Source organism: Cytobacillus gottheilii (genome assembly GCF_018582665.1).
GTDB lineage: Bacteria > Bacillota > Bacilli > Bacillales > Cytobacillaceae > Cytobacillus > Cytobacillus gottheilii.
Genome location: NZ_CP071709.1, coordinates 999,754 through 1,013,261, shown reverse-complemented (window position 1 = coordinate 1,013,261; position 13,508 = coordinate 999,754). Strand labels below are relative to the sequence as shown.

The 13,508-nt window shown below is 40.9% G+C and carries 15 protein-coding genes; 5 read left to right on the top strand and 10 right to left on the bottom strand.

The features are described from left to right. Nucleotides 1–58 precede the first annotated feature (58 nt). The gene (locus tag J1899_RS04895; protein WP_214477906.1) at nucleotides 59–325 is read left to right on the top strand and encodes a hypothetical protein; all 267 of its coding nucleotides are present in this window, start codon (nucleotides 59–61) and stop codon (nucleotides 323–325) included. Nucleotides 326–362: 37 nt separating this feature from the next. Here the strand turns inward: J1899_RS04895 and J1899_RS04890 are convergent, their stop codons facing one another. After that, nucleotides 363–2,108 carry an ABC transporter ATP-binding protein gene (locus tag J1899_RS04890; RefSeq protein ID WP_281420636.1) on the bottom strand — a complete coding sequence of 582 codons (1,746 nt, stop codon included), beginning with the start codon at nucleotides 2,106–2,108 and terminating at the stop codon, nucleotides 363–365. Between the two features lie 251 nt (nucleotides 2,109–2,359). Further along, nucleotides 2,360–2,890, bottom strand: coding sequence for a nucleoside tri-diphosphate phosphatase (ntdP, locus tag J1899_RS04885; protein ID WP_066449191.1), 531 nt, complete (start codon nucleotides 2,888–2,890; stop codon nucleotides 2,360–2,362). Between ntdP and J1899_RS22710 the strand changes: the two genes are divergently transcribed. Then, on the top strand, nucleotides 2,877–3,005 hold the full coding sequence (locus J1899_RS22710) for a hypothetical protein (RefSeq protein ID WP_257298544.1): 129 nt from the start codon (nucleotides 2,877–2,879) through the stop codon (nucleotides 3,003–3,005). The two genes, ntdP and J1899_RS22710, sit on opposite strands and share 14 nt — an antisense overlap. Before the next feature lie 221 nt (nucleotides 3,006–3,226). Here J1899_RS22710 and J1899_RS04880 read toward each other — a convergent pair whose 3' ends face one another. From J1899_RS04880 to nikC, 5 genes are all read right to left on the bottom strand, one after another. Further along, entirely contained in the window at nucleotides 3,227–3,478 is a 252-nt protein-coding gene (locus tag J1899_RS04880; RefSeq protein ID WP_214478753.1) for a YgaB family protein, read from the bottom strand. A gap of 158 nt (nucleotides 3,479–3,636) precedes the next feature. Continuing rightward, a complete protein-coding gene (locus J1899_RS04875; RefSeq protein ID WP_214477905.1) occupies nucleotides 3,637–4,635 on the bottom strand; it encodes an ABC transporter ATP-binding protein in 999 nt (332 codons plus the stop codon). Continuing rightward, nucleotides 4,628–5,653, bottom strand: coding sequence for an ABC transporter ATP-binding protein (locus J1899_RS04870; protein WP_066449195.1), 1,026 nt, complete (start codon nucleotides 5,651–5,653; stop codon nucleotides 4,628–4,630). The genes J1899_RS04875 and J1899_RS04870 overlap by 8 nt, the downstream gene beginning before the upstream one ends. A gap of 15 nt (nucleotides 5,654–5,668) precedes the next feature. Next, nucleotides 5,669–6,592 (bottom strand): ABC transporter permease, encoded by a 924-nt coding sequence (locus tag J1899_RS04865; RefSeq protein ID WP_066449199.1) that lies wholly within the window; start codon nucleotides 6,590–6,592, stop codon nucleotides 5,669–5,671. An 18-nt stretch (nucleotides 6,593–6,610) separates the two neighbouring features. Next, on the bottom strand, nucleotides 6,611–7,510 hold the full coding sequence (nikC, locus tag J1899_RS04860; protein ID WP_066449202.1) for a nickel transporter permease: 900 nt from the start codon (nucleotides 7,508–7,510) through the stop codon (nucleotides 6,611–6,613). Nucleotides 7,511–7,811: 301 nt separating this feature from the next. Between nikC and J1899_RS04855 the strand changes: the two genes are divergently transcribed. Then, nucleotides 7,812–9,404, top strand: coding sequence for a glutathione ABC transporter substrate-binding protein (locus J1899_RS04855; RefSeq protein WP_066449205.1), 1,593 nt, complete (start codon nucleotides 7,812–7,814; stop codon nucleotides 9,402–9,404). Between the two features lie 104 nt (nucleotides 9,405–9,508). On the opposite strand, the gene J1899_RS04850 is transcribed toward J1899_RS04855, so the two are convergent. Next, nucleotides 9,509–9,697 (bottom strand): gamma-type small acid-soluble spore protein, encoded by a 189-nt coding sequence (locus J1899_RS04850; protein WP_066449208.1) that lies wholly within the window; start codon nucleotides 9,695–9,697, stop codon nucleotides 9,509–9,511. A 127-nt stretch (nucleotides 9,698–9,824) separates the two neighbouring features. After that, nucleotides 9,825–10,574, bottom strand: a complete 750-nt coding sequence (gene fabL, locus J1899_RS04845) for an enoyl-[acyl-carrier-protein] reductase FabL (protein ID WP_214477904.1) — start codon at nucleotides 10,572–10,574, stop codon at nucleotides 9,825–9,827. A gap of 122 nt (nucleotides 10,575–10,696) precedes the next feature. On the opposite strand from fabL, the gene J1899_RS04840 reads away from it, so the two are divergent. Beyond that, nucleotides 10,697–10,921: a hypothetical protein gene (locus J1899_RS04840; RefSeq protein ID WP_066449213.1), complete on the top strand. Its 225-nt coding sequence runs from the start codon at nucleotides 10,697–10,699 to the stop codon at nucleotides 10,919–10,921. A gap of 163 nt (nucleotides 10,922–11,084) precedes the next feature. Here the strand turns inward: J1899_RS04840 and mutY are convergent, their stop codons facing one another. Beyond that, entirely contained in the window at nucleotides 11,085–12,188 is a 1,104-nt protein-coding gene (mutY, locus tag J1899_RS04835; RefSeq protein ID WP_066449216.1) for an A/G-specific adenine glycosylase, read from the bottom strand. Nucleotides 12,189–12,525: 337 nt separating this feature from the next. Here mutY and J1899_RS04830 point away from each other — a divergent pair, with 337 nt between their 5' ends. After that, nucleotides 12,526–13,506, top strand: coding sequence for a metal-dependent hydrolase (locus J1899_RS04830; RefSeq protein WP_214477903.1), 981 nt, complete (start codon nucleotides 12,526–12,528; stop codon nucleotides 13,504–13,506). Nucleotides 13,507–13,508 lie beyond the last annotated feature (2 nt).

The window sequence follows — 13,508 nt, the reverse complement described above, 5'->3', positions numbered from 1 at the left end:
GAATTTTTCATTTTTTATGGAAGTATGAGATATACCATTCAACACAAGGAGTCCACCTATGACAAAACAAATCAATATTTGGTCTTTTATATTATCTCTCTGCTTCGTTTTTCTCTTTTTTTTAATGCCTGGAACTGAATCTATTTTTGGTTTACATCCGCTCTATCTTCTTTTCTTTATTACCATATTCACTTTTATATTAAGCTTAATAGGATTCTTAGGGATTCAAAATTGGAAAGGTGCTGTTCGGAGTATTATCTCTGTGGTATTAACACTAGGGTTGGCAGCTATTCTTATTTTCATATTATTTGTTGGAAGCTTATAGAAAACGCCTGGAGAACACGAAGCCTCCAGGCGTTTTTTTAATTCTCCAGCTGCTGCACTTGAAAGAGCTTATAATAACTTCCTTGTTTTTTCATGAGCTCATCGTGAGAGCCTTCTTCCATGATTTGACCATGCTCGATTAGGATGATCCGGTCTGCATGGGTAATGGTAGAAAGGCGATGTGCCACGATGAACGTGGTTCGGTCTTTTGCCAGCTCCTCTAAAGACTCTTGAATGAGGTGCTCGCTTTCTAGGTCCAATGCAGACGTGGCTTCGTCTAAAATTAGAATCGGCGGGTTTTTCAGGAAGATTCGCGCGATCGCAATCCGCTGTTTTTGTCCTCCTGACAGCTTCACGCCCCGTTCGCCCACTTTCGTATCATAGCCTTCTGGAAGACTCATGATAAAATCGTGCGCATTGGCTGCTTTTGCCGCCTGAATAACTTCCTCATCTGTTCCCTCTGGTTTCCCTAGCAGAATATTGGTTTTAACCGATTCGCTGAATAGAATATTATCCTGCAGAACCATGCCAATCTTATCTCTTAAACTGCGGACTTTGAAAGAACGGATATCTTTCCCATCAAGAAGGATTGATCCATCTGACACATCGTAAAAACGCGGAATCAAGCCCACTAAGGAAGACTTTCCGCCTCCACTCATGCCGACTAGGGCGACGGTTTCTCCCTTTTGGATATCGAGGTTGATATGTTTTAATACATCTTCCTCATTTTCATTATATTTAAAGCTGACATCCTTGAACTGAATATGGCCGTTTACTTCCTTGCATTCCACTGCATTTGGCGCATCATCAATATCGTATTTTTCATCAAGGAGCTCAAATACACGGTCCATTGAAGCAATTGACTGTGTCAGTGTAGTCGATGAATTAACAAGTCTGCGCAGTGGTGCGTATAAGCGATCAATATAAGCAATGAACGCCATCATTACACCGAGTGAGATATTCTCTTGAATTACCTGGTAGCCAGCATAGCCAATGACGAGCAGCGGCGAAATGTCGGTAATCGTGTTCACAACTGCAAAGGCTTTTGCGTTCCATTTTGTATGGTCAATCGCTTTTTGCAGGAAATTGCTGTTCTGGCGGTCAAAATTCCCCTGTTCATAATCCTCTGTCGCAAAGCTTTTAATGACAGCCATCCCTTGCACCCGCTCATGCAGATAGCCTTGCACCTCGGCGAGTGCCTGGGAACGTACACGTGTTAATTTTCGCAGATTGCCGAAAAAGTATTTAACCGAAAAAGCGTAAAACGGAAATAAGATCAATGACACGATCGTTAATGTGATATCCATATTAAACATAATAATGACAGCAATAATGATCGTAGACACATCAAGCCAAAGATTCATTAATCCTGTGACAACAAAGGTTTTCGTTTGCTCAACATCATTGATGACCCGGGAAATGACTTCCCCAGCGCGTGTATTGGCATAATACTTAAAGCTTAGCTTTTGAATATGTACAAACAAGCGGTCACGGATATCGTATAAGATTTTGCTGGATACCCATTGTGCAAAATATTGGCGATAATATTCAATCGGCGGTCTTGCCAGAACAAAAATGACAATCATACCGCCCATCAGCCAAAAAAGTGTACTTGTTTTTTCAGAATCGGCTGCATCACCGCCAATAATATCATCGATGACATATTTAATCAGAAGCGGGATCAACAAAGGAATGGCAAATTTAATAATTCCAATGATAATCGTTCCGATAATCTGAAGCCGATATGGCTTTACAAATTGCATATATCTTTTAATACTGTTCAAGTAGCCTCCACCCTTTCAAGGCCTATAAAAATGCATATCTTTTGCACTCATTTTAAATTGACCCGTTCCTCATGCTTTCATACCTAATGTTTCTTCCCTTCAATGCAAAAAGAAAACTTGCCATATTGGCAAGCCGAAAAGACAATCATTAGGCTTCACGTATATTTCTATGCTGCTAAAACATTTAAAAAGCTAAAACCTGTTGACGATCCGTTCAACAGGCAACTCTTAGGCATTTTTAATCCAAAATCCTAGCGTCTGTACGTTAAATAGCGCTCATACCAAATGTCGATAAAATCCGGTGCAAATGGACCTTTGCGCTGGCGAATCCATTGAATGAGCTTGTCCACATTGGACCACAGAATTTGATCAATCGGAGCAGGGTAGTTCATTTCTTGACGATGGCGTTCATATTCGTCTTCATCTAATAAATTGAAGGTCATATCAGGAAACACTTTAATATCCAGATCATAATCGATATATTTTAATGCTTCCTCGTCATATATAAACGGCGAGCTGATATTGCAATAATAGTAAACGCCGTCTTCCCTGATCATTCCAATAATATTAAACCAGTATTGGGAATGAAAATAACAGATTGCCGGTTCTCTCGTTACCCATGTTCTGCCGTCCGATTCTGTTACAATGGTCCGATCATTGCCGCCAATGACAAGATTTTGCGTACCTTTTAATACCGTTGTTTCCTCCCAGACGCGATGGATGTGCCCATTATGTTTATAGCTGTGTATTTGTATTGGAGATCCTTCTATGGGTACGGCCATTTTTTCCCCTTCTTTCATTTCTGGAAGCTTTGAAACCTATAGTCCTCTAGAAGCAAGCAAAACGGCTGCTTCTCTTTTAGACACTGAAGTACCTTATATGAATATGGAGCAGTAAATCTGCTGACCCGCTGTTCAAATAAAGTTATCTGATCTGATCCTTTGAAAAGAATTTTTATCATTAAAAATTCTTCTTCACTCCAAACGACGAAAGGCTTGCAAAGAACGATTCCTATTTCTTCTTATTATAACGGTTATACGTTCATTTTAAAACAAAAGAACCATTGAAATGGCTCAATGGTTTAAATAATGCATCTATTTTGCTGTAGAACCTGTCCTTTATACAGGAACATTCATGTCCTGATAAGACCGGATCACCTCTTCTGTCTGTATTTCGAATATTTTATGAATGGCCTTCAATTCATTTTTCATCATTTTAATTTCATGCTGAATGCTTTCAAGTTCTGTCTCCTGCTGAATCAGCTGCAGCTGTTCCTCAATCTCTTCACAGCGCTCCAGCTCCCCTTGTAGAAACAATAGCTTGTCCATTGTCTTCATCTGCTCTGATACTAAAAGGTTAAATTCACGCACCATTTGCCACCATCCCTTTTGTGATCTCTTAATACAAATTCGCGGCAGAACCCCTTTTCCCTTTGACTGATAATGTAGACTTAATGGAAGTTTTGTCGAGGAGTGCTAATGTTCTATATTGAAGCAGCAAAAAAACCAGGAGAAACTTCCCCTGGTTTCTACGAATAATCATAAGGTCCATCTTCAAGCAGATGGCATGCTGCTTTATGTTCGACCTCGCTCAGCGAATGGAGCTTAGGCTCTTCCACCGCACAGCGGTCCATAGCATATGGGCAGCGGGTGTGGAAGCGGCATCCTGCTGGCGGATCAATCGGCGACGGCACATCTCCTTTTAAGATGATTCTTTCTTTCTTTTTCTCTCCCACATTGATGCTTGGGATTGCAGATAAAAGTGCTCTTGTATAGGGATGCTGCGGATTTTCAAACAGAGAATCCTTATCCCCTATTTCCACTATTTTGCCGAGATACATAACAATGATGCGGTCCGATATATGGCGGACAACCCCTAAATCATGTGAGATAAATAAATACGTCAGCTGGAACTTTTGCTGAAGTTCTTTTAATAGGTTTAAGACTTGAGCCTGGATCGATACATCCAATGCCGACACAGCTTCATCGCAGATCACCAGTTTCGGATCGACCGATAAGGCACGGGCAATCCCAATCCGCTGCCGCTGTCCGCCGCTAAATTCATGTGGATAACGATCCATTTGATGCGCTCCAATGCCTACTGTTTGCAGGAGATCCTCTACCTTCTGGCGTCTCTCTTTCCTGGAAACAACATTTTGAATCTCAAGCGCTTCCTCCAAGATTTGTCTTACCGTTTGCCGTGGATTTAAAGAGGCATAAGGATCCTGAAAAATGATTTGCAGGTCCTTGCGCTTTTTTCGCATTTTGGCCTTATTTAAACCTAATAAATTTTCTCCATCGAATAAAATATCACCTGAAGTGGGGTCATCTAAACGCAGGATCGCCCTTCCTGTCGTTGATTTTCCGCAGCCGGATTCTCCAACAACACTGACTGTTTCTCCTTCATACACGACAAAGCTAATATCATCAACAGCCTTTACGTGGTTGACTGTACCGCCAAACACGCCGCCTTTAATCGGGAAATACTGCTTTAAATTATTGACCTCTAATAACGCTTTCTTACTCATGAGTTGACACCGCCTCTGCTTGCTTTTCCCATTGATCGGTGTGAATCCAGCAGCGCACTTGGTTTCCATCTTCTTTCGTTTCCAATGCAGGCAGCTCTCTATGACAGATCTCTCTCGCATGTGGACATCTTGTCACGAATCTGCAGCCGGACGGCAATTCAAATGGACTTGGCACAGACCCTTTGATCACAGACAATTCCCCTTCAACCTTTAAGTCATGTCTTGGAACTGAATTTAGGAGTCCAATCGTGTAAGGATGCTTTGGATCCGTAAAAATGGTTTTCACATCAGCATACTCAACGACTTTTCCACAATACATAACGGCGACACGATCACACATTTCCGCAACGACCCCAAGATCATGGGTAATAATCATTAAAGAGGTTCCCAATTCTTCCTGCAGCTTTTTAATTAATTCTAATATTTGCGCTTGGATCGTCACATCAAGGGCAGTTGTCGGTTCATCAGCAATTAATAGCTCGGGATTACAAGCAAGGGCAATCGCGATCATAACACGCTGGCGCATCCCCCCAGATAGTTCAAACGGATACTGCTTGACCCTTTTCTCTGGAGATGGAATTCCTACTAATTTCAGCATTTCTATCGCTTTCACCCGTGCTTCTTTTCGATTAAGCTTTTGATGAATGCGGAGTGACTCTGCAATTTGCTCACCACATGTTAAGGTCGGATTTAGGGAGGTCATAGGTTCCTGAAAGATCATAGAGATTTTATTTCCACGGATATCTCTCATTTCTTTCTTTGTTTTCGTTAAAAGATTTTCTCCCTTAAAAACAATTTCTCCATCGACCACTTTACCTGCTGGTTCTTGAACCAGACGCATAATAGATAAGGAAGTAATACTCTTGCCTGAACCAGATTCCCCCACGATTCCAATGGTTTTACCTTTTTCTATTGAAAAATCTACTCCATCAACGGCCTTTACTTCTCCTTCATCTGTGAAGAAGGAGGTACAGAGATTTCGAACTTCCAGGATATTCTCTTGATTTGATATAGTCATCCTTCTCACCTTCCTTTAATTCAGCTCAATTCGTTTATTAATTAAACGATATGTGATATCAACGATAAAATTCACGACGACAAACAAGACGGCACATACGAGAATCGTTCCTTGAACCATTGGAAAGTCACGCATCCGGATTGAATCGACAACTAAGCGTCCCAACCCATTAATAGCAAAAACGGTTTCTGTGATAACCGCTCCGCCCAGTAATGTACCAAACTGCAAACCTACGATTGTGACAACCGGAACGAGCGCATTTCTCAAAGCATGTTTATAAATGACTACTCTGTCATGAACCCCTTTTGCATAGGCTGTGCGGATATAATCGTTGTCAAGGACCTCAAGCATGCTGGAACGTGTCATACGCGCGATAATGGCTGCTCCGCCTGTACCGATCGTTAACACAGGAAGCACCATATGTTTCCATGATTCCCAGCCAATCGTTGGGAACCAGCCTAAATTAACAGAGAAGAAATAGATTAGCATAATTCCGAGCCAGAAATTCGGCATCGACATCCCGAAAAGGGCGACAATCATGAGAGATACATCCGAAAATGAATATTTTCTAGTAGCAGAAATAATCCCAGCGATTAATCCTAAAATCACCGCTAAAACCGTCCCATAAAGCGCTAACTCAAATGTAATCCATATACGATTTGTAAATATCTCTTCTGTTACGGCCCGATCTGTCCGGATAGAGGTGCCCAAGTCACCTTGAATGGCGTTTCCGACATAGCGAAAATACTGCTGATAGAGCGGATCGTTTAACCCTAAATTCTCCCTCATTTGTTCTAATTGAGCTTCATCTGCTCTCTCCCCTGCCATTATTTGCGCAGGATCCCCAGGAATCAAATGCATCATAAGAAATACAGCTAACGTCACACCGATCATGACAGGAATTGTTTGAAATAATCTTCTAATGATAAAAACAAACATGTCTCTCACCTTCCTTCATTATCTTTTTGTTTTAGGATCCAGTGCATCTCGCAATCCGTCTCCAAATAAGTTAAAGCCAACTACAACGACTAAAATAATCAGACCAGGAAATAAACTGATATGTGGTGCTTGGGCCATAAATGACCGTCCCTGAGCCAGCATTGTTCCCCACTCAGGCGTTGGGGGCTGTGTTCCGAGTCCCAGGAATGATAATGCACTTGCAGTAATGATAGCTGATGCTATGTATAAGGTTGATTGGACAATGATGGGTGAGGTAATATTCGGTAAGATATGTTTAAAAATAATTCTAAAATCACTTGCTCCCACTGCGCGAATGGCATCGACATACTCCAGCTTTTTTACACTGAGAGTAGAACCGCGCACAATCCTTGCAAAAGTAGGAACAGCAAAAAATGCAACGGCAATAATTACATTTGTAGTGCTTGGACCAAGAATACTGACAATAGCCAGCGCTAAAAGAATTCCCGGAAATGCCAGTAGAACATCACATATTCTCATAATCAATGAATCTACCCATTTTCCGTAATAACCTGAAACGATTCCTAATATGACGCCAACGACTGCACCTAGGATTGTTGATAGGATTCCAACCGTTAATGAAATACGAGAACCATATAGAATTCTGCTTAAAATATCCCGCCCTTTGTCATCGTTTCCAAACCAATGGTCCGCAGACGGCGGTGCTAATCTTTTACTCATGTCCATCGCAGTAGGATCATAGGGAGCGATTAGCGGTGCGAGGATTGCCAGGATCGTAAAAATCAGCACGACGATTGCCCCTGCGAGAGCTGCTTTGTTTTTTGCTAATTTTTTGTAAAACGAAACCCAAGGAGTTGTACTTTTATTTTTTGTTTTAATAGGAATACCTGTAGATTCTTGCAACTGGGGATGACTCATTCTTTTTCCTTCCTTTCTGTCGATTATTCTTTCAATTCAGTCTTTTTTATAATATATAGTATTCATAATTATTACAATAGTTTTATTATTTGGATTTCACTGTTCTTATATCCTATGTTTGCAGATAGTCCAATAGAAAGGATATTTCTTCATTAATGAGAAAACTTTCTTATATTCCTATAATATTCAAATAATTCTATATTTTTGTTAAAAATCTAGTTGTACTTATCGAATTTTTAGACTATTATAAAAATACACATGCCAAGTGTGTGTAAACTTTACTATTTTTAGGGGGAGTCAAATGAGAAACAAAAAAAATGCCTTTTTAATCTTATTGCTATCACTCATTCTTGTGTTAGCAGCATGCAGCACAGGAAGTAACACAGAACCAGATGATAATAATGATAGTGATGACGAAAATGCTACTGAGAACGAACAGCCTAGTACTGATGGCGGTGAATTAGTATTTGTTACCCCATCGGATGCCCCAACTTTAGATCCTCATGGTGTTAATGACACAGCATCCAATACTGCTACTACACAAATTTTAGAAAGATTAGTTGATTATAGTGAAGATGGCTCAATCATTCCATTGCTGGCAACAGAATTTGAAGCGATTGATGATACGACTTGGGAGTTTAAGTTGCGTGAAGGCGTAAAATTCCATGACGGTACAGACTTCAATGCAGAAGCTGTAAAAGTGAATATTGAGAGAATTACAAATCCTGACTTTGCTTCTCCGAAAGCATTTATTTTGAATGTAATTGAAGAGGTTGTCATTGTGGATGATTACACAGTTCAATTCAAGACAAGTGCGCCATTTGCTCCACTTCCGGCTCACTTAGCGCATAATGCTGGTTCGATCATTGCTCCATCAGCAATTGAAGAAGAAAACAGCGGCGGTAAAAAAGTAGATGAAAACCCAATCGGTACTGGCCCATTCAAGCTTTCAAATTGGAACCGCGGTGCTGAAATTGTATTCGAAAAGAACGAAGATTATTGGGGCGAGCCTGCAAAAATCGATACCCTTAAATTCGTAGTAGTTCCTGAACAAGCAACTCGTGTTGCGATGATTGAGACTGGTGAAGCACATGCTATGCTTTTAGGTGCATCTGACGTTTCCCGTGTAGAAGCAATGGAAAACATTGATATCGATCGCGTGAAAGGCACACGTATGGACTATGTTGGCTTCAACGTTACAAAAGAACCGTTTAATGATGTTAGAGTTCGTCAGGCAATCAGCATGGCGATTAACAAAGATGAAATTGTAACTGGAATTTTGGATGGTCAAGGGATTCCTGCAGTTGGACCTCTTGCGCCAACAGTTGTAGGAAACTACCAGGATTTAGAGCCGCTGGGTTATGATGTGGAAGAGGCAAAAGCATTATTAGCTGAAGCTGGCTTCGAAGATGGTTTCGAAACTACTCTATACGTTAATGATGGAAGCCAAGAGCGTGCAGACATTGCTGAAATGGTTCAGGCACATTTAGCTCCTATCGGCATCGATGTATCAATCGAAGTTGTTGAGTGGGGTGCATTCCTAGAGCAAACTGCTGCTGGTGACCACGAAATGTTTATCTTAGGATGGACTACAGTAACAGCTGACGCTGATTACGGTCTGTATGCATTATTCCATTCTTCACAGTTTGGTTCACCGGGTAACCGTTCTTTCTATAAGAACGAACGTGTTGATGAGCTGCTTGATCTTGCACGATCTGAATCAGATACAGATGCACGTAATGAAGCTTACAAAGAAATTTCAGAAATTCTAGTAGAAGAAGTGCCAATGGTTTACTTGCAGCATCCTGACTTTGTCCATGCACTTAATGGAATTGAAGGACTATTTGTAAACTTCAGCGGTACTCCATTCTTCCATAATGTATCATTAAAATAATCCGGGATTCTTAGGGGACAGTTACCTGTCCTCTTGACTTCTTGGTCTCAATGCCAGAAAAAAGCACCCTCCGTTGAAAGGGTGCTTTTTTCGTTACGTATCAATTATTTGCTGTAGCCAGAGTTTTTACCTTTGTTAGCTTCAGCTTGTTGGTTGCGTTGTCTCACTTCTTGTACGTCTGTCTCAGAAGCGAACTCAGTGCCGAATTGACCTTGACCAGCAGATTGAGCGTTTTGTTGTCTTACTTCTTGAACGTTAGTACCAGATTGTGTTCTGTTTGGTTGTTTTGCCATTGTAATCACCTCCACGCTCATTAATTTGTCCCCGAACGCAGAAAAGTATCCAACTTTTTTTAGAAAAAAAACAAATATTTTTTTTGATGATTACAGCCTATGATTCCATGAGCAAAATCAATTCCGTTTAAACTAACAGTGAAATGCCGCCATCAACAATAATCGTTTGCCCGCGGATCATGCTTGATTCTTCTTTTGTTAAAAACATGATTGCATTTACCATGTCATCGATTGATACCATGCGGCCAGCTGGCGTTTTTTCAGCTGCTTCTGTCAGCAATTCCTCGCGATTTGGGAAGTGCTTTAATGCGTCTGTATCAACTGCTCCGCCAGAAACAGCGTTTACCACGATATTTTTTGATGATAGCTCTACAGCCAAATACCTTGTCAAAGCTTCTAATGCAGCCTTTGACACACCAACAACCGTATAGTTTTCTAGATAGCGGATGGATCCAAGTGAGCTGACGCTGATGATTTTTCCGCCTCCGTTTTTCTCCATCAGTTTCGCTGCTTCCTGTGCACAAAACAGCAGGGCCTTGCTGTTAATATTCATCGTCCAATTCCAATGTGACTCCTCTAGCTCCATTGCAGGACGCTGAACGCCTGAGGCAGCATTATTGACGAACACATCAAGTCTGCCAAATTCACGATCGATTTCTGCAAAAAGATGCTTAATTTTATCCACATCTCCTACATTTGCCTTAACGGTAAGAACCTTTCTTCCCAGCTTTTCAATTTCCGCTGCCGTTTCTTGTGCGGCCGTTTTGCTGCGTGCATAGTTTATAACGATATCGTAGCCTTCTTTTGCTAATGTTAAGGCTGTTTCCTTCCCGATCCCTCTGCTGCTTCCTGTAATCAATGCTACTTTTTGTGTCATATTCAAAACCCTCTCTTTACCATGCTTATGTACTAAACACTATTGCTATCATTTTAGCTTTTCCATGTATAGTTGGCAATCTGGATTACAACAATACTCTTATAGAGAAGGGAGGAATTATCATGTACGTAGGCAGAGATATGACCGAGCTTTCCATGATGTCTAAAACAGATTGGAATGATAGTGAGCTAGCTTATTTTCATCATTCTTTACAGCAAATCACTCCATATTTAAACGCTGAGGGTCATACGATTCAGACGGAAATTATTAAAGAAATTGAAAGACGTGGAGGCAACGAGCGAAGAGAAGCAACGTATACGAGCGGCACAAAAATCAGCTATGATTAAATCGGATATACGGGAGCGTCCACCCTGCCTTTAGATAGACCGGCAAGCCCGCAAGTAAAAACAGCTTAAACTTAGCTGAATTATGTAAGCATCAGTCTTACCTTTACTCCTCTGCATTAAAAAAAGGGCTCACATTTTGCGGCCCTTTTTACATATTTTAACCTTATTCTTTTTCAAGCTGATACATACGAAACATTTTTTGATATGGAACAGGAAAAGCATATTGGTTCAGTTCCTCTATCGAAACAAATTTCACATTTTGAAGTTCGCTGGCTGAACCATCATCGATTGTGCCGGCATATATATTGATATTCCAGATAAGGTGTGAAAATACATGCTCTAATTGCCCGATAGAACGGTTAAGGTGAACATTCCCTGAATAAAGATCTGCAAAGCGATCTTCCAGCAATGCTTTTTCATCAACATAGCTTAATGTACTTTCCACATTTGGAAACTCCCAGAGATTCGCAAGCAAACCTTTTGCCGGGCGCTTCTGAATTAGAATCTCTCCCTTATCATTCACTAGAATGGCTGCTGCCATTTTCACATGCTTCTGCTTTTTATTTTTCGTTTTAATCGGCAATTCATGCTGAGTGCCTTCGTGAAAAGCAGCGCAATGATCTCTGACTGGGCAGAGCAGGCAGGACGGGGACGTTGGTGTACAAATTAAGGCACCAAGCTCCATTAATGCCTGATTAAAATCGGAAGGATTGTCATGCGAAATCAGTTCTCTTACGGCCGTTTCAAAGACCTTTCTTGTGGCCGGTTTTGCAATATCATTCCAAATGGAAAGGATTCTGGAGAAGACACGCATCACATTGCCATCTACAGCTGGTTCCGGAATCCCGTAAGCAATGCTTAGGATTGCCCCGGCGGTATATGGGCCAACTCCTTTCAGGGACGAAATTTCCTTCGGCGTATTCGGGACAATTCCGCCATACTTTTCATACACTTCTTTCACGGCACTCTGGAGGTTTCTGGCTCTTGAATAGTAGCCCAGCCCCTCCCATGCTTTTAGAACCTGATCTTCTTCCGCCTGTGCTAAGTCTTTTACTTCCGGAAATAGTTCTAAGAAACGATGAAAGTAAGGAATAACGGTATCTACTCTTGTTTGCTGCAGCATGATTTCAGAAACCCATACCTTGTATGGATCCTTATCTTTTCGCCATGGCAGTTCTCTTTGTTCTTTTTGAAACCAGGATATTAAGTCTGTCTGAAATTGCTCTATGTCAATGGTTTCTAATGGCTGTACATCTTGTTTGTCCAAGTTTTTCCCCCTCCATGATGTTAAAGAAACGTAAATTTGGGAATATAATAGGTAAGTGTTCATTTTAACTCATACAATCAAATGAAGCTGCTTTTCATACAAACAGTATTTTTTTCATAATGATACTTGCCGATTGGCAAGTCCCTGAAAGGACGCAGACAGAAGCTTAGCTGCACTTATACTACATTCCTGGAATGAGCCGCTATATCGATCATTCTTCTGGTCTGCTCATTTATACTGTCTGTTCGTATAAAAATAAATCTTAACTTTTATATGAAAACAAATACTGCTAAAATGACAGTAGCTGCAATACAACAAACAAGGAGGTTTTTTCCTCTTGGATACTGGTACACACGTTGTCATGGGGCTGTCACTCGGCGGGTTGGCAACACTTGATCCAGCCGTTGCCGAAAACTCGGTTACAGCGACTAGCATCATGATTGGCACAATTGTTGGCTCACAAATTCCTGATATTGATACCGTATTAAAGCTGAGAAATAATGCTGTATATATACGAAATCACCGCGGCATTACACATTCGATACCGGCAGTGCTCTTATGGCCATTAGTCATTGTAGCTGTCGTTTATCCTTTTTTCCCAGAAGCTAATTTGCTTCATTTATGGCTTTGGACATTCCTTGCCGTATTTTTACACGTCTTTGTTGATATTTTTAATTCTTATGGCACTCAAGCCTTAAGACCCTTCTCCCCTAAATGGGTGGCTCTAGGCACAATTAATACTTTTGATCCGTTTATATTCGGAATTCATGTTGTTGGTTTGTTCATTTGGGCGTTTGGTGCAGATCCCGGGTACACCTTTTTAATCATCTACGGGATTCTGATATTGTATTATATTTATCGTTTTATCGCCCAGCGTCAAGTGCTGAAGGCGGTTAAAGTACTAATCCCAGATGCGCATGATATCATCATTGCACCAACCATGAAAATGCACAGCTGGAGAATTGCCGCCACAAACAAGCATCAATTCTTTGTGGGACGATCTGAAAATAAACAAATTTTGATTCAAGATCAGTTTAACCGGGTGCCTGTTCCAGAAACAAAGGTTATTGAGGAAGCAAAAAAAGACGAAAATCTTTCAGCTTTTCTTTCCTTCTCTCCGGTCTACCGCTGGGAGGTTGATGAATATGATGACTATTATGAGGTCCGTTTCATCGACTTGAGGTATCGCAGCAACGATTACTATCCATTCGTAGCTGTCGTTCAGCTCGATCAGGACTATAATATCAAAACCTCTTACACTGGCTGGATTTTTAGTGAGGAAAAGCTAAGAAAAAAATTAGATATTATTCCAAATTAACA

Excerpts from the sequence above, each read along its gene's own strand:
- J1899_RS04875 (WP_214477905.1), bottom strand. The coding sequence starts at position 4,635 with ATGAGTAAGAAAGCGTTATTAGAGGTCAATAATTTAAAGCAGTATTTC.
- nikC (WP_066449202.1), bottom strand. The coding sequence starts at position 7,510 with ATGAGTCATCCCCAGTTGCAAGAATCTACAGGTATTCCTATTAAAACA.
- ntdP (WP_066449191.1), bottom strand. The coding sequence starts at position 2,890 with ATGGCCGTACCCATAGAAGGATCTCCAATACAAATACACAGCTATAAA.
- J1899_RS04840 (WP_066449213.1), top strand. The coding sequence starts at position 10,697 with ATGTACGTAGGCAGAGATATGACCGAGCTTTCCATGATGTCTAAAACA.
- J1899_RS04895 (WP_214477906.1), top strand. The coding sequence starts at position 59 with ATGACAAAACAAATCAATATTTGGTCTTTTATATTATCTCTCTGCTTC.
- J1899_RS04850 (WP_066449208.1), bottom strand. The coding sequence starts at position 9,697 with ATGGCAAAACAACCAAACAGAACACAATCTGGTACTAACGTTCAAGAA.
- fabL (WP_214477904.1), bottom strand. The coding sequence starts at position 10,574 with ATGACACAAAAAGTAGCATTGATTACAGGAAGCAGCAGAGGGATCGGG.
- J1899_RS22710 (WP_257298544.1), top strand. The coding sequence starts at position 2,877 with ATGGGTACGGCCATTTTTTCCCCTTCTTTCATTTCTGGAAGCTTTGAA.
- J1899_RS04855 (WP_066449205.1), top strand. The coding sequence starts at position 7,812 with ATGAGAAACAAAAAAAATGCCTTTTTAATCTTATTGCTATCACTCATT.
- J1899_RS04865 (WP_066449199.1), bottom strand. The coding sequence starts at position 6,592 with ATGTTTGTTTTTATCATTAGAAGATTATTTCAAACAATTCCTGTCATG.
- J1899_RS04870 (WP_066449195.1), bottom strand. The coding sequence starts at position 5,653 with ATGACTATATCAAATCAAGAGAATATCCTGGAAGTTCGAAATCTCTGT.